This window comes from Verrucosispora sp. ts21, assembly GCF_002879555.1.
GTDB lineage: Bacteria > Actinomycetota > Actinomycetes > Mycobacteriales > Micromonosporaceae > Micromonospora > Micromonospora gifhornensis.
This window is the reverse complement of sequence record NZ_PNOZ01000002.1, coordinates 159,348-175,138: the sequence shown is the minus strand read 5'-3', so window position 1 is coordinate 175,138 and position 15,791 is coordinate 159,348. Positions and strand designations below refer to the sequence as shown.

Below are 15,791 nucleotides of genomic sequence, written 5' to 3'. Positions count from 1 at the left end.
GCCCTCCCCGCCCTCCCGCCCTCGCCCCCGCGATCTTGCACTTTCGGTCGGGATGAAACGCCCTAATCAGGGGCGAATCGGGGACTGAAACTGCAAGATCGCGAGGGCGGGTTGGTGGGGTCGTACGATCGCAGCCATGGGAGGGCATGTGACGGGGGCGGTGACCGCCCTCGCCAGCGAACTGCCGGAGTGGGTGACGTTGCTGCGCGCGCCCAATCCGGGCGTGATGACGCTGGATGGCACCAACACCTGGCTGCTGCGGGCTCCCGGTGCGGCGTACGGGGTCCTGGTCGATCCGGGGCCGGCTGACGAGGGGCATCTGACCGCGATCACCGCGCTCGGGCCGATCGGGCTGGTCCTGATCACCCACGGGCATCCCGACCACACCGAGGGCGCCCCGCGGCTGCACGAACTGCTCGACGGGGTGCCGGTCCGGGCCGTCGATCCCGCGTACAGCATCGCCGCCCCGCCCCTGACCGGCACCGGACCGGACGGCGTCGGACCGGACAGCGACGGACCGGACAGCGACGGACCGGACAGTGACGGACCGGACAGTGTCGAGCTGGGCGGCGACGGGTGCGGGCTGTCCATCCGGCTGGTGCCGACCCCCGGGCACACCGCCGACTCGATCTGCCTGCTGGTCGAGCGGGACGGCCGGCAGGTGGTGCTGACCGGCGACACCATCCTGGGCCGAGGCACCACCGTGGTCGCCCACCCGGACGGCCACCTCGGCGACTACCTGGCCAGCCTGGAACTGCTCTCGACGTACCGGGGGATCCCGGCGTTGCCGGGACACGGCCCGGCGCTTGCCGACTGCGGTGCCGCCGCCGAGTTCTACCTCGCCCACCGGCGGGCCCGGCTCGACCAGGTCCGGGTGGCCCTCGACGAGGGTGCGCACACCGCGGCGGAGGTGGTCGCGAAGGTCTACGCCGACGTGGACCGGTCGCTGTGGTGGGCGGCGGAGTGGTCGGTCCGCGCCCAACTGGAGTATCTGGGCCGGAACCCCGGCGCTGGCGGCGCGGGGTTGGACACACCGTGACCTGCCCGGTCTGTGGAACCGTCGCCGTACCCGGTGGCCGGTTCTGCCACAACTGTGGTGCCGCACTGCCGGCCGCCGCGACCCTGCCGGCCGCCGAACGCCGGGTGGTGACCGTGCTCTTCGGTGACCTGTCCGACTTCACCTCCTGGTCGGAGGATCTCGACCCGGAGCGGGTCGGCGCGGTCACCGACCGGGTGCTGGCTTCCCTCGCCGGGGCGGTGAAGACCTTCGGCGGGCACGTCGACAAGCTGACCGGCGACGGGATCATGGCGGTCTTCGGTGCCCCCGTGGCTCACGAGGACGACGCCGAGCGGGCCGTACGCGCCGCGCTGTCCATGCAGCGGGCGGTGCGCCGGGTGCTGGACGACGAGCGCGGTGGCGGCGCGCCGCTGGGCCTGCGGGTCGGCCTGAACACCGGCGACGTGATAGCCGGCATCCAGGCCGCCATCGAGTACACGGTCATCGGCGACACCGTGAACACCGCCGCCCGGCTGGCCGACGCCGCCGCCGTCGGCGCGGTCTACGCCGGGGCGCGCACCGCCGCGGCCACCCGGCACGTGGCCAGTTGGCGGGCGCTGCGGCCGTTGCGGCTCAAGGGCAAGCGCGAGCCGGTCGAGGCGTACGAACTGCTCGGCCTGCTGGACGCCCCGGGCACCCGGTCAGGGCTCGGTGACGAGGCACCCTACGTAGGGCGGGAGACCGAGATCGGCCGGGTCGCCGGGCGACTGGCCGAGGTGATCGACCGGGGTGAGCCCCGAGTGTTGCTGATGACCGCCGAGGCGGGCATCGGCAAGTCCCGGTTCGCCGCCGAGGTGGAACGTCTCGCCGCCGGCTACGACGTGGGGGCCGGACGGTACGCCGCCCACACCGGTGCCCGAGTGCTGTCGGTACGGTGTGCCGCGTTCGGCGAGCGTCGCCGGCTCGCTCCCCTCGCCGACCTGGTACGCGCCGCCGCCGGCCTGCCCAACGACACGGCCACCGCGGTCACCCGGGCGGCGGTGGAGGAGCGGCTGCGGCGGCTCGGCCAGCGACTCAGCCGGTTCCGCCCCGATCCCGCCCCGGTCGCCGTCGACCAGCTGCTGGCCCTGCTCGGGTACGCCGAACTGCCCACCGGCACCGACCAGGTCGACTGGAGCAACTCTCCACCACCCGACGCCGAGGCGGTACCCAACGCGGTGGCGGACCTGCTCAGCGCGCTCGCCGCCGAGGCGCCGTTGATGGTGGTGGTGGACGACCTGCACGACGCCACCGGTGAGACGATCCGGGCGTTGGAGGTCACCCTCTCCCGGCTCGACGGTTCGATCCTGGTGCTGCTGCTCGGCCGGCCCGAACTGGTGCGTACCGCCGGGACCCTGACCCGGGTCGCGGACGCCGAGGTGCACGCGCTGCCGCCGCTGCGCGGTGCCGACGCGGCCCGCCTGCTCACCAGCTATCTCAACGGCGGGCGACTGCCCCAGGCCGACGCCGACCGACTGCTCGCCACCGCCCAGGGAAACCCCTTCTACCTGGCGGAACTTGTCACCCTGCTGATGGAACGCGGCGCGTTGACCGCCGGAGCGGGCAACAGTTGGCGGCTGGTGCCCGGCTCACTCGGCAGCCGGCTGCTCTCCCGCGACCTGGCGGCCGTGCTCGCGGCTCGAATCGACGCCCTGCCACCGGAGGCCCGCGCGGTGCTGCGGGACGCTGCGGTGGTCGGTGACACGGTGCCCGACGGTGCGCTGGAGGCGCTGTGGGAACAACGCGCCGGTCGGGCCGGCCGGCCGGCCGCGGTGGTCGCGGTCGAGCAGGAACGGGCGGTGGAGGAGCTGCTGCAACGCCGCATGCTGCACCGCACCCGGACCGGCTACGCGTTCGCCACACCACTGATGCGAGAGGCGGCGTACTCCGGGATAAGCAAGGCTGAGCTGGCCGAACGGCACGCCGCGTTGGCCCGCTGGGCGGCGCCGCCGGAGAGCGGCTCGGGCGGCCCGGGCGGCTTCGCCGATGCCGCCCGGGACGACTTCGTGGCCGGTCACGTCGAACGGGCGACCGCGCTTGCCGACGCGGTCACCCTGCGCCCGGACGCGCCGGCCCGGGCGGTCGCCCCGCTGGGTGTCGCCGCGCTCGGCCGCGCCGCGCGCCGGTCGTTGCAGGAGGGCGAGCCGGCGCTGGCCGTCGAGTACGCCGAGCGTGCCGCCGCGCTGGCCCGCGGCGAGGTGCCGGGTGCCGACCGTGTGGTCCACGCCCGGGCGCTGCTCCAGGTCGGGCAGGCCGCCGACGCGCTGGCCTACGCCGAGAAGATCGCGGCGAACGCCGGGGACCAGGCGGCGACCCGGGTCAGCGCGCTGCTGCTCGCCGGGCAGGCCCAGCAGGTGATGGGTGACCTGCGGCGGGCGGAGACCTACTGGCGGGAGGCGTTGCAGGTGGCCACCGACGCCGAGCTGCCCGCACTGCGGGCTTCGGCGATGCGGCGACTGGGCATGGCGGACTTCCTCGCCGGCCGGTTGGGTCAGGCGAGCAGTCGGCTGGCCGCCGCGTACCAGGTCAGCCTGGCGGCACAGGACCGCCGGGGGCAGGCCTGGTCGTTGCAGAACCTGGCCTGGGTGACCACCACCCGAGGGGACTTCGCCGGTACGGACGCCGTCCTCGGGCGGGCGGCTCGACTCTTCGCCGAACTCAAGGACCCGTACGGCCGCGCCTGGCTGCGCGGCACCACCGCCTTCGCGCGGCTGCTCGCCGGCCGGCTACGGGAGGCGCACCGGCTGGCCCGGATCTTCCTGCCGTTCGGTGAGCGGGTCGGCGAGGCGTGGGCGGTGGGCACCCTGCGGGCCGTCGACGCGTACGCGAAGGCCGAACTCGGTGACCTTGCCGACGCCGATCGGGAGGCCCGGCGGGCGTACCGCGAGTTCGCCGCCGCCTCCGACGAGTGGGGGCAGGGCTTCGCCCTGGTCGTACGCGGGGTGGTCGCCCGAGGGCTGGGCGAGCCGGAGCACGCCGCCGACCTGCTCACCGACGCGATGTCCTACGCCCACCGTACGGGTCACCCGTTGCTCACCGGGATGGCCGGCACCCTGCGTGGCTTCGTGGCGCTGGACATGGGCGACGTCAGCGCTGCCGAACGCGACGCCCGGGCCGTGCTCACCAGCGTCGAGCCGCACAACCCGCAGGCACCCGCACAGGTGGCGCCCCGGGTGCTGCTGGCGACCGCCCGGCTGGCGGCCGGCGACTCCGGTACCGCGGTCGGGCTGCTCGCGCCGGTCGCCACCGCCGCGGCCGGTACGCCCTCGTTGCTGTTCGCCCGCCGGCAGTCGATGGCGCGGTACGCCTCGGCGCTGCTCGCGCACGAACAGCGGGAGCAGGCGTTGGACTGGGCCCGGCGGGCGGTGCAGGTGCCCGCGGAGGACGTACGCAGTCAGGTGATCGCGGTGAGCGTGCTCGCCGAGGCGTTGGCCGCGTGTGGTCGCCCGGCCGAGGCGACGGCCTGTGCCGAGGAGGCGGTTCGTCTGGCGTACGCGACCGAGCAGCGCAGCGAGCGCGCCGCCGCCGAGTCCCTGCTGGCCCGGCTACGCGCCGCCGGCTGACCCGTCCCTGCCGGGGCGGGTTGGTACGGCAGCTGCAGGTGTGTCGGTTTCGGTGATGTGATTCGTAACGCCGACGGTTACCGTGCAGTTGCCCGCGTTTGTCGACGTGGTCGCTGGGCCGTCAAGGGGGAGGGCTGAAGATGAGGCTGCCGCGCTCGGTTGCCGGCTGGACGATCGCCGTGTTCGGCGTGTTGGCACTGCTGATGGGCGCGGTCGGGCTGCTCTGGCCGGAAACGCTGCTGGGGATGCTCGGCTTCGAGATTCCGGAGACCCGTACGGCCGGCGACTACACGGGTGTCTTCGTGACCGCCTCGTCGATGGCCTCGTTCAACATGGGCGTCTACTACCTGCTCGCCACCGCCACCGAGTGGCGGGCGTTCTACCGCTTCACGGTGGTCTTCCGGCTTGTCACGTTCACGGTGTTCACGCTCGCGGTGCTGGCCGACGTGGCGCCCGGCGCGTTCTTCGGCGTGGCCGCCTGGGAGGGCGTGGGCGCGTTGGCCACCGCGGCGGGCCTCTGGTGGGATGCCCGGCGAGCCGGTGACGCTGCGGATTCGGGCGGGCGTGGCGGGGCGGGAACGTCGAACGTGGAGCCGTCTGCCGATGCGGTTCGATGAGCGGACGGTGCGGTTGGGTATTTTCGATACCGTGACCGACACGCCGCCCGGCTCGTTGCCGATGCCCATTGTGCCTGGTCTGACTGATTTGCAGGTGTTCGCCCGGGGTGGTTATGCGACGGTCTACCGGGCCACTCAGATCTCCGTAGGTCGTGAGGTCGCGGTCAAGGTGGAGAATCGCACCCTGGCCAGCGAACGGGACCAGGCGCGTTTCCTGCGCGAGGCGCGGGCGGCCGGCCGGATGTCGTCACACCCGCACGTGGTGGACCTGTTCGACGTCGGCGTCACCATCGACCAGCACCCCTATCTGATCATGGAACTCTGCGACGGGTCGTACGCCGAGCGGATGCGTACCTCGCCGCTGGATGCCGTCGAGGCCCGTGACCTCGGTGTCAAGATCGCCGACGCGATCGCCCATTCGCACGGCGCGGGCGTGCTGCATCGCGACGTCAAGCCCGCAAACATCCTCTACTCGCACTTCAACAGCGCGGTGCTTGCCGACTTCGGGCTGGCGGTGGTCGCCGAGATGCGGGACGCCTCGGTCGCCCTGGAGGTGCTCACCCCGGCGTACGCGCCACCGGAGATGTTCAATCACAGCCCGCCGTCGCCAGCCGTCGACGTGTATGCGCTCTGCGCCACGCTCTACGCGGTCATGCATGGTCGGCCGCCCCGCTGGCAGGCCGAGCGGAACCCGAGCCTGGTGACCGTGCTGGAGATGTTCCACCAGCCGATCCCCAGCCTGCCCGGGGTGCCGGAGGATCTGATGGACGTGCTCCGGGTGGGCATGGCAAACGATCCGGGGGAGCGGCCGTCCGCCGCGGAGTTGCGCGACCTGCTTGCCAATCTCTCCCTGGGCGCTCCCGGCAGATACGCCCAGGACAACTCGTTCGGATTTGGTGGCGGCCGGTACGACGCCGGTCCGCCCCACCCGCCGCCCACCACTGCGGCCCCCGGCGACTCGGCCCGGCAGCGTCGGCGACGCTGGTTCTTCGGCATGGCGGGCGTCGTCGCGTTGGCCGCGTCGGCCGGGGTCGGCGCCTGGGCCGCCGGTGGTCTGCCGCCGGCCCAGCCGACCCTGCCCGTTCGCCCCTCGGCGACCGGCGTGCTGCGGCCGGGTTGTGCCGCCGTGCCGCAGGCGCTGCCCAGCGGTGCCCGGTGCGCGGAGGAGTTGGAGTGTTTCGGGCCGGTGCAGGTGCGGGGTCAACGGGCCGAGGCGAGCCGGGTGCCGTGCGACAGTCGGCACACCTGGGAGAGCTACGCCCAGGGCGAGTTGCCCGCCGCGCTGGCTGACGCCGGCCACGACGAGATCGTGGCCGATCCGGCCGTCCAGCGGGTCTGCAACGAGGAGACGTTCCGACTGATCATCGGCGGGCGTACGACGACCGGCTGGAACCTGGAGGTGCTGCCTCCGACCGACGCGGAGGTCGACCCCACGTATCGCTGCCTCGCCGGACGAGGGCTGAACGGACTGGCCTCGCCCACGCTCACCGGCAACTGACCGGGCGGCGCGACAGGTGTGCGGGCGGCGGCTGCCCGGTCACTTGTCGCCGTCGGTCCGGTAGCGGGCCCGCATCGCGCGGACCGCGTCGCGGTCGCCCAACGTCTCCAGCGTGTCGGCGTCCACGCCCTGCGGCCCGGTGTTGGCAGGCCCGAGTGGGGGCGCGGGATCGGACGCAACGGCGGCATCCTGCTGACGGGCTGCGGCCACTGCCACTCCGGCGACGGTGGCGAGCAGGACGCAGAGCAGGGCCATCGCCACGCCGATCAGGTCTTGTCGACGTCCGGCGACCAGCGACGCCAGTAGCCAGCAGGCCGCGATGGCGGCGACCACCGCGACGGTTCGGGCGTCGGAGAAGCGTTTCACTGGTCCAGAATGTCGGGGATCGCCGGTCTGTCAACTACGGACTTCCCATGATTGGGAAAACGTCAGGCATCGCACCGCTGGATACGGCGCATCTGATGAACAGGTTGTTACATTCGCCCGAGTGAATGCCAGGATAAGCTCATCTTTGTCCGGTAAAGCGATGAGTTCTGAGTATCTAAAGTGGTCGTGGTCGAGCCTCGACTCGACGTGTCCCTCACCCCACCGGAAGGCGTCCCTATGCCACGACCAGCCCGGACACTGGCCGCAGCGGCTATCACCGGCGTACTGCTCGCCGGGATGGCGGTCGTACCCGCCGCTGCCGCCCCGATCGTCATCGGTGGTGCGAGCGTCTCGCACCGCACAAGCATCAAGGAGAGCCTGCGCGTCGACCGGGTACCCACCCCCAGGATGAACTGGGCGGAGTGCGACGAGGGGGCCGAGTGCGCCACGGTCGACCTGCCACTTGACTACGACGACCCGAAGGGCCCCACCACCCAGGTGGCAGTCGTGCGGGTCAAGGCACGCGACCAGAAGCGCAAGATCGGCAGCCTCTTCATCAACCCGGGTGGTCCCGGAGTCCCGGCCATCGCCACCGTCCTGGCCTCGCCGTACTTCCTCAGTGATGTGCTGCTGGACCGGTTCGACATCGTCGGGATGGACCCGCGCGGGGTGGGTGCCAGCAACCCGATCAGGTGCTTCAGAACGGTCGAGGAACAGACCCGGGCGTACGAGGGGTTGAACGTCGCCTTCCCGTACACCAAGGCGGAGGAGAAGAAGTACGTGGCCTCCTCGGTCGCCGTCGGCAAGGCCTGCTCCACCACGGGCAAGCCGATCAGTGGCGCGATGTCCACCGCCCAGGTGGCCCGGGACATGGACGTGCTGCGTCGGGCCGTGGGCGACAAGAAGCTGACCTACCTGGGGTGGAGCTACGGCAGCATCCTCGGGCAGCACTACGCGAACATGTTCCCCGACCGGGTTCGCGCTGTGGCGATCGACGGGGTGCTGGACGCGACCGCCTGGGTCGGTGGCGGGAACTACGGCGACGTCGACCAGGAGTCGCGGATGCGCAGCGCGCAGGGCGCGTACAAGGCGCTCAGCGAGATCCTCAAGCGGTGCAGGACCGTCGGCGCCGACCTCTGCCCGCTGGCCCCCGGCGACCCGGCGGCCAAGTTCGAGCTGGCGATGCAACGGCTCAAGGCCGGGTCGGTGGTGATCGAAGTCCCGTACCTCGGCCCGCGAACCTTCACCTACACCAGCTTCATCGGCACCGTCCTCAGTTTGCTGTACTACCCCTGGAACGACGGCGACATCGTGTGGTTGACCGCCGAGGTGCTGCGGCTCACCGACCCGACGGCATCCGCGGCGGACCGCGAGCAGGCGCGGGCCGCGCTGGGCCGGTGGCTGGCTCAGGCCCACTTCGACGACATCCCGTACGACAACATGATGGAGGCCTTCCTCGGGGTGAACTGCGTCGACGCCAACCACCCCACGGCCGTCGCTTCCTGGCCGGCCCGGGCAGCCAGGGCCGACAAGCGGGATCCGTACTTCGGTCGGCTCTGGACCTGGGCCAGCGCGCCCTGCGCCCGGGGCAGTTGGACGGTACGCGACGAGGACCGGTTCACCGGCCCCTTCAACCGGCGGACCGCCAACCCGGTGCTGGTGGTCGGCAACTACTGGGACCCCTCCACCAACTACAACGGGGCGGTGTCCGCCTCGAAGCTGCTGCCGAACAGCCGACTGCTGTCCAGCGACAGTTGGGGGCACACGGCGTACGGGACCTCGGCCTGCGTGACCGATGCCATGGACGCGTACCTGCTGCGGGTGACGCTGCCCAGGAAGGGCACGGTCTGCAAGGGTGACATTCAGCCCTTCCAGGAGGTGCCGGAGTTCGCGGCGACCACCCGGGCCGAGATGCCCAGCAGCGACATGGCCGCGCAGGGCGCGCCGCGTCGCGGTGCACCGAAGCAGCTACCGCCAGTGGTGGCGCCGCTGCCGGTAGGGACACCGGCCGGTCGCTGAGTTACGTTCGACTCACCGGGGTACGGCAGGCGTTCGGGTCGCCCGCCGTACCCCGGCCCGTCTTCCCCGGCTCAGTACGACTTGTCCTGGCCGAGGATGTGTTGGGCGACGAAGTTGAGGATCATCTCGCGGCTGACCGGTGCGATCCGGCTGGCGCGTACCGCACCGAGCAGGGTGGCCACGCCGTACTCGGTGGTCATGCCGGCACCGCCGAGAGCCTGGACGGCGGTGTCGACGGCCAGCGCCGCGGCCTCGCTGGAGGCGTACTTGGCCATGTTGCCGGCCACGCCCGCCTCCAGATCCCGCCCGGCGTCGTAGAGGGCCGCCGCCTTCTGGATCATCAGTCGGGCCAGCTCCACCTGCACGGCGGCGTGTGCCAGCGGGTGCGACACACCCTGGTGGGTGCCGATGGTTCGGCCGCCCCAGACCGCCCGGGTGGCGGTGTACTCGGTGGCCCGCTCGATGGCGTACCGACCGGTGCCGGCACCCATCGCGGCAACCGTGATCCGTTCCGGATTCAGCCCGGCGAACAGCGCCGGCAGACCGGCGTCGAGAGACTCACCGACCAGCGCGTCGGCGGGCAGTCGAACGTCGTCCAGGTAGAGCAGGAACTGGTTCTCCGGGGACACGATCTCCATGTCGAGCTTGGAGCGGGTCATTCCGGGCGCGTCGGTGGGCACCAGGAACAGCGCCGGCTTGAGCTTGCCGGTCGCCGCGTCCTCGGTACGGGCCACCACCAGCACGTGCTGTGCCTCGTCGACGCCGGAGATGTAGCACTTGCGCCCGGACAGCAGCCAGTCGTCGCCGTCACGGCGGGCCACCGTGGCGAGGCGGTGGAAGTTCGAGCCCGCCTCCGGTTCGGTGATCGCGAAGACGATCTTCTGGGAGCCGTCGGCCAACCCGGGCAGGTGGCGTTTGCGCTGCTCCTCGGTGCCGTGCCGGTGGATGACGGTGGCGGCGATCGCGGGGGAGACCACGAGCAGCAGCAGGGGGCAGCCGGCGGCGGCCAACTCCTCGCAGACGATGGCCAGTTCGGTGATCCCGCCGCCACCACCGCCGTACTCGGTGGGGATGTTGACGCCGAGGTAGCCGAGCCGGCCCGCCTCGTGCCACAGCTCGGTGGTGTGCTCGCCGGCCTTGGCCTTCTCCACGAAGTAGCGGTGACCGTACCGGCGACCCAGCGCGCGCACCGCCTCGCGTAACTGGTCCTGCTCCGGGCTGAGGTCGAAGTTCGTCACGATGTCTCCTCAAGCGGGTTGACCACGGCGAGCACGGCACCCGTGTCGACCTGCCCGCCGGGCGGGACCGGCAGTTCGGTGACCACGCCGTCGGTCGGGGCGAAAACGGGGTGTTCCAGCTTCATCGCTTCCAGGGTCAGCAGCAGGTCACCGGCGGCGACCCGCTGGCCGACCTCGACGTGCACCCGGGTCACCGCGCCGGGCAGCGGGGCCAGCAGCGACCCGGCGGCCAGCGCCGCGCCGGGCAACGGGAAACGCGGCGACTCGACAAGCCGCGCTGCGGAGTCCGGGCCGTCCACGAAGACCTCGGACCCGACCCGGTGTACGCGGTACGCCCGCCGCACCCCGGCCACGTCCAGCACGACCCGCTCCGGGCCCGCCTCGACCAGGGTGACCGCCTCGTGCGGCTCCGCACCGGCCTCGCCGGACTCGTTCGGCGTAGCTGGGGTCGGACCGGCGTGGTGGGGTGAAGCGGCGGTCGAGTCGGCAGAGGTCGACAAGTGCGCGAGCCGGCCGGCCCGATCCAACCGGTAGCGGACCTCGATCTCGCCGCCGTCGCCGCTGGTGAACCGGGTGACCTGCGGGACGGCGGGCGCGTTGCGCCAGCCCGACGGCAGCCCGGCCAGCACAGGTGCGGCGGCGCGACGGGCGGCGGCCGAGGCGAGCGCGGCGGCCAGCGCGACGAGCGGAAGCTCGGCGGGCGGCAGCAGTGGCGCGAGGACCTCCGGGTGCCGGTCCAGGAAACCGGTGTCGACCTGCGTCGCACCGAACTCCGGGCTGCGCAGCACCCGGACCAGCAGGTCCCGGTTGGTGGTGACGCCGTGCAACTCGGCGCGGGCGAGCGCACCGGCCAGGGCGCGGGCCGCCTCGGCGCGGGTGGGTGCCCAGGCGATCAGCTTGGCGAGCATCGAGTCGTAGTGCACGCTCACCACCGAGCCGTCGACCACCCCGGAGTCCAGCCGCAACCCCTGGTGCGGGGTGAACTCGGCGGCCACCCCGGGCACCGCGAACCGGTGCAGGGTGCCAGCAGCCGGGCGGTACCCCTGGGCGGGGTCCTCGGCGCAGAGGCGTACCTCGATGGCGTGGCCCCGTACCGGCGGGGTCGCCGGCACGGGCAGGGGCTGGCCCTCGGCGACCAACAGTTGCAGCCGGACCAGGTCCAGCCCGGTGACCGCCTCGGTGACCGGGTGTTCCACCTGGAGTCGGGTGTTCATCTCCAGGAAGAAGAAATCACCCTCCTCGGTCAACAGGAACTCCACAGTGCCCGCCCCGACATAGTCGACGGCCTGGCCGGCGGCCACCGCCGCCTGGTGCAGTCGGGCCCGCACCTCGGTGGCGAGCAGCGCCGGTGCCTCCTCGACGATCTTCTGGTGTCGGCGCTGGATCGAGCAGTCCCGCTCGCCGAGGGCGAGCACCGTACCGTGCCGGTCGCCGACGATCTGCACCTCGACGTGCCGGCCCCGTTCGACGTACCGCTCGATGAAGACCGTGCCGTCGCCGAACGCCGACGCCGCCTCGCGGCGCGCACCGGCGACGGCCTCGGCCAGCCCGGCCCGGTCGCGGACGATGCGCATGCCGCGACCGCCACCCCCGGCGGACGCCTTGACCAGCACCGGGAAGTCGGTGACCTGGTCCGCCTCGGTCCAGCTGGGCAGCATCGGTACGCCGGCCTCGGCGAGCAGCGTCTTGGCGGCCAGCTTGTCGCCCATCGCGGCGATCGCCTTGGCGGGCGGGCCGACCCAGGTCAGGCCGGCGTCGGCCACCGCCGTGGCGAAGTCGGCGTTCTCGGCGAGGAAGCCGTAGCCGGGGTGGACGGCGTCCGCGCCGCAGCGCCGGGCCGCGTCCAGGATCAGGTCGATCCGCAGGTACGTCTCGGCGGAGGTGTTGCCGGGCAGGCGGACAGCCTGGTCGGCCTCGCCGACGAAGGGGGCGTCGGCGTCCGCGTCGGAGTGCACCGCTACCGTCTCGATGCCCAGTGCCCGGCAGGTGGCGAAGATCCGGCGGGCGATCTCCCCGCGGTTGGCGACCAGCAACCTGTCAATCATGATTCGCCCGCTCACATTCGGAAGACGCCGAAGCCGTCGGCGCCCTTCACCGGTCCGTTGTGGATGGCCGACAGGCAGAACCCGAGGACGGTACGGGTGTCCCGAGGATCGATCACCCCGTCGTCGTAGAGCCGACCGGAGAGGAACAGCGCCCCGGACTGCGACTCGATCTGCTGCTCGACCATCATTCGCATCGCCGCGTCGGAGTCGGCGTCGAACTCCTGGCCACGGGCGGCGGCGGCCTGCCGGGCCACGATGGACAGCACCCCGGCCAACTGCGCCGGGCCCATCACCGCCGACTTCGCGTTCGGCCAGGTGAACAGGAACCTCGGCTCGTACGCCCGACCGCACATGCCGTAGTTGCCGGCCCCGTACGAGGCACCCAGGTTGACCGTCAGGTGCGGCACCTTCGAGTTCGACACCGCGTTGATCATCAGGGCGCCGTGCTTGATGATGCCGCCCTGCTCGTAGGAGGTGCCGACCATGTAGCCGGTGGTGTTCTGCAAGAAGATCAACGGGGTGTCGGTGGCGTTGGCGAGCTGGATGAACTGGGCCGCCTTCTGCGCCTCGGCGCTGAACAGCACACCTCGGGCGTTGGCGAGCACACCGACCGGGTACCCGTGCAGCTCGCCCCAACCGGTGACCAGGGCGGTGCCGTAGGCCGGTTTGAACTCGTCGAACTCGCTGCCGTCGAGCACCCGGGCGAGCACCTCGCGGGGATCGAAGGGCACCCGGAGGTCGGCGCTGACGATGCCGAGCAACTCCTCCGGGTCGTACTTCGGCGGCTGGGGGTGCGGGTTGCGGGGCGAGGGGCCCAGCTTGCGCCAGTTCAACCGGCGTACGCACTGCCGGGCCAGCCGGATGCCGTCCCGCTCGTCGGCGGCGAGGAAGTCGGCCAGGCCGCTCGTCGTGGCGTGCATGGCCGCCCCACCCAGGGACTCGTCGTCGGCGTCCTCACCGGTGGCCATCTTCACCAGCGGCGGTCCGGCCAGGTAGACCTGCGACCGATCCCGGATCATGATTGTGTAGTCCGACATGCCCGGCACGTAGGCCCCGCCCGCGGTGGCGTTGCCGAAGACCACGCTGACCGTGGGGATCTTCTCGGCCGAGAGCCGGGTCAGGTCACGGAACACCCGGCCACCCGGAATGAAGATCTCCGCCTGGGTGGGCAGATCCGCCCCGGCCGACTCGACCAGGTTCACCATGGGCAGCCGGTTGGCCAGGGCGATCTCACCGGCCCGCCGGGTCTTCGCCAGCGACCAGGGGTTCACCGCCCCGCCGCGTACCGTCGGGTCGTTGGCGACCACCAGGCACTCGACGCCCTCGACCACCCCGATGCCGGTCACCACGCTGGCCCCGACCGGGAAATCCGTGCCGTACCCGGCCACCGGTGACAGTTCAAGGAACGGGCTGTCCTGGTCCAGCAGCAGCTCGATGCGTTCCCGGGGGAGCAGCTTGCCGCGCCCGTGGTGCCGGGTCACGTACTTCTCGCCGCCACCGGCCCGCGCCTGCTGCACGGTGTCGTCCAGCTCGGCGATGCGTTCCAGCAACGCCTCCCGGTTGGCGCGGAACGCCGCCGAGGTGGGATCGACGGCGGTGTCCAGTGTGCTCACTTCGCTCCCTCCGATGCCGGTCCGGCGGTCAGCTCCGTCGGCAGGTCCACCACCCGGGCGCGGAGCAGTTCGCCGAGCGCCTTGGCCTGCGGGTCGAACCGGGTGGAGGCGGCCACCCCGGCACCCAGCAGCCCTTCGATGACGAAGTTGACCGCGCGCAGGTTGGGCAGCTCGTACCGCTGCACGCGCAGCGCCGCCGTCTCCGGCAGCAACTCGGCCAACCGCTCAACGCTCAGCCAGCCCCGCAACCAGACCCAGGTCGCGTCCGTACGCGCCCACACCCCGAGGTTCGCGTCGCCGCCCTTGTCGCCCGAGCGCGCCCCCACCACCTCCCCCAGCGCCCCCCGCCGGGTCGAGTGAAAGGAAGGGCCCCTTATTAACGCCTGGTGTTGTATAGGGGGCCCTTCCAAACAGGTCACCGGGGGCGGCGGGATCGGCACGCGGATGCCGTCGGGCAGCACGGCGACGTGTGCGACGTCGCCCTGCGGCACGGCGTCCGTGGTGAAGACTCCGTACGGGGTGGCGTCGCCGGGCAAAGTGGTCAAGGTGCAACCCGGATAGGAGGCCAGCGCCAGCTCCACCGCCGCGGCCGAGAAGGCCCGCCCGGCCCGCGACTTGTCACCGTCGCGCAGGTGTACGTGCAGCAGCGCGCTGGCCGTCTCGGTGTCCACGGCATCCGGATGATCGGTACGCGCCAGCGTGAACTCCAGCCCATCCGGGCCGACCGACTCGGTCAACTGCGCCTCGACCAGGGCGGCCTTGGCCGGAATGTCCAACCCGCAGAGCACGAACGTCATCGAGTTGCGGAAGCCGCCCAGGTTGTTGATGCCGACCTTGAGCGTCTCCGGTGGGGGCGTACCCCGGACCCCGCAGACCCGGACCCGGTCCGGCCCTTCCTGATCCAGGGTCACCGTGTCCAGCCGGGTCACCACGTCCGGCCCCAGGTACGCAGGCCCGCCCACCTCGTACAACAGTTGGGCGGTGACCGTCTCGACGGTGACCGCGCCGCCGGTGCCCGGATGCTTGGTGAGCACGGCCGAGCCGTCCGGATGCAGCTCGGCGATCGGAAAGCCCGGCCGGTGCCCACCGTCGGGCAACTCGGTGAAGAAGCTGAAGTTGCCCCCGGTCACCTGGGCACCGCACTCGATCAGGTGCCCGGCGACGGTCGCCCCGGCCAGCGCGTCCAGGTCGTCGCGTCCCCAGCCGAAGTGCGCGATGGCCGGGCCGACGGCCAGCGAGGCGTCGGTGACCCGGCCGGTCACCACCACGTCGGCCCCACCGTCGAGGCAGGCGGCGATGCCGAACGCCCCGAGGTACGCGTTGGCGGTCAGTGCGTCCGGCCTGGCGAGGGCGTCGCCCTCCACATACCCGACCCGCACAGTGAGCCCGAGCCGGTCGGCGAGAGACCGCACGGCGGCGGCCAGCCCCGCCGGGTTGAGCCCACCGGCGTTGGTGACGATCCGTACGCCCCGGTCCAGCGCGGTGCCGAGGGTGCCCTCCAGTTGCCGGAGGAAGGTCTTCGCGTAGCCGAGGTCGGGGTCGCGCATCCGGTCCCGGCCCAGGATGAGCATGGTCAACTCGGCCAGGTAGTCCCCGGTCAACACGTCCAACTCGCCGCCGTCGAGCATCTCCCGCCAGGCGGAGAAACGGTCGCCGTAGAAGCCGGAGGCGTTACCGACCCGCAGCACCGCACCCGGGCCGGTGGCCCGACTCATGCGAGCCGCCCGGTGGCAGTCGGTGCGAGCCGTCCGGTGGCAGTCGGTGCGGTGGGCGGTGCGGGCAGGTCGAGCATGATG

General features: G+C 72.1%; 10 protein-coding genes. 5 read left to right on the top strand and 5 right to left on the bottom strand.

Translation table 11 applies throughout. From position 1 onward, the window contains the following. Positions 1-136: 136 nt before the first annotated feature. The 4 genes from C1A38_RS01485 (at position 137) to C1A38_RS01470 (ending at position 6,714) form a co-directional block, all read left to right on the top strand. A complete protein-coding gene (locus C1A38_RS01485; RefSeq protein WP_102656011.1) occupies positions 137-1,039 on the top strand; it encodes an MBL fold metallo-hydrolase in 903 nt (300 codons plus the stop codon). Next, a complete protein-coding gene (locus tag C1A38_RS01480) occupies positions 1,036-4,599 on the top strand; it encodes an adenylate/guanylate cyclase domain-containing protein (protein ID WP_102656010.1) in 3,564 nt (1,187 codons plus the stop codon). Before C1A38_RS01485 ends, C1A38_RS01480 begins: the two co-directional genes overlap by 4 nt. Positions 4,600-4,739: 140 nt before the next feature. Beyond that, positions 4,740-5,216, top strand: a complete 477-nt coding sequence (locus tag C1A38_RS01475; protein ID WP_102656009.1) for a hypothetical protein — start codon at positions 4,740-4,742, stop codon at positions 5,214-5,216. A gap of 31 nt (positions 5,217-5,247) precedes the next feature. Further along, positions 5,248-6,714 carry a serine/threonine-protein kinase gene (locus C1A38_RS01470; RefSeq protein WP_102656008.1) on the top strand — a complete coding sequence of 489 codons (1,467 nt, stop codon included), beginning with the start codon at positions 5,248-5,250 and terminating at the stop codon, positions 6,712-6,714. 39 nt (positions 6,715-6,753) lie between these two features. Here C1A38_RS01470 and C1A38_RS01465 read toward each other — a convergent pair whose 3' ends face one another. Further along, positions 6,754-7,080 (bottom strand): hypothetical protein, encoded by a 327-nt coding sequence (locus C1A38_RS01465; RefSeq protein WP_102656007.1) that lies wholly within the window; start codon positions 7,078-7,080, stop codon positions 6,754-6,756. A gap of 237 nt (positions 7,081-7,317) precedes the next feature. Here C1A38_RS01465 and C1A38_RS01460 point away from each other — a divergent pair, with 237 nt between their 5' ends. Next, complete coding sequence (locus tag C1A38_RS01460; protein WP_102656006.1) at positions 7,318-9,099, top strand: alpha/beta hydrolase; 1,782 nt, start codon at positions 7,318-7,320, stop codon at positions 9,097-9,099. A gap of 71 nt (positions 9,100-9,170) precedes the next feature. On the opposite strand, the gene C1A38_RS01455 is transcribed toward C1A38_RS01460, so the two are convergent. Genes C1A38_RS01455 through C1A38_RS01440 form a run of 4 tightly spaced genes read right to left on the bottom strand, consistent with a single transcriptional unit; the run spans position 9,171 to position 15,710 of the window. Next, positions 9,171-10,337: an acyl-CoA dehydrogenase family protein gene (locus C1A38_RS01455; protein ID WP_102656005.1), complete on the bottom strand. Its 1,167-nt coding sequence runs from the start codon at positions 10,335-10,337 to the stop codon at positions 9,171-9,173. Continuing rightward, entirely contained in the window at positions 10,334-12,382 is a 2,049-nt protein-coding gene (locus C1A38_RS01450; RefSeq protein WP_102656034.1) for an ATP-binding protein, read from the bottom strand. Before C1A38_RS01450 ends, C1A38_RS01455 begins: the two co-directional genes overlap by 4 nt. Positions 12,383-12,393: 11 nt before the next feature. After that, complete coding sequence (locus C1A38_RS01445; RefSeq protein WP_102656004.1) at positions 12,394-13,995, bottom strand: acyl-CoA carboxylase subunit beta; 1,602 nt, start codon at positions 13,993-13,995, stop codon at positions 12,394-12,396. Beyond that, positions 13,992-15,710 carry an acyclic terpene utilization AtuA family protein gene (locus tag C1A38_RS01440; protein WP_102656003.1) on the bottom strand — a complete coding sequence of 573 codons (1,719 nt, stop codon included), beginning with the start codon at positions 15,708-15,710 and terminating at the stop codon, positions 13,992-13,994. The genes C1A38_RS01445 and C1A38_RS01440 overlap by 4 nt, the downstream gene beginning before the upstream one ends. Between the last annotated feature and the right edge of the window lie 81 nt (positions 15,711-15,791).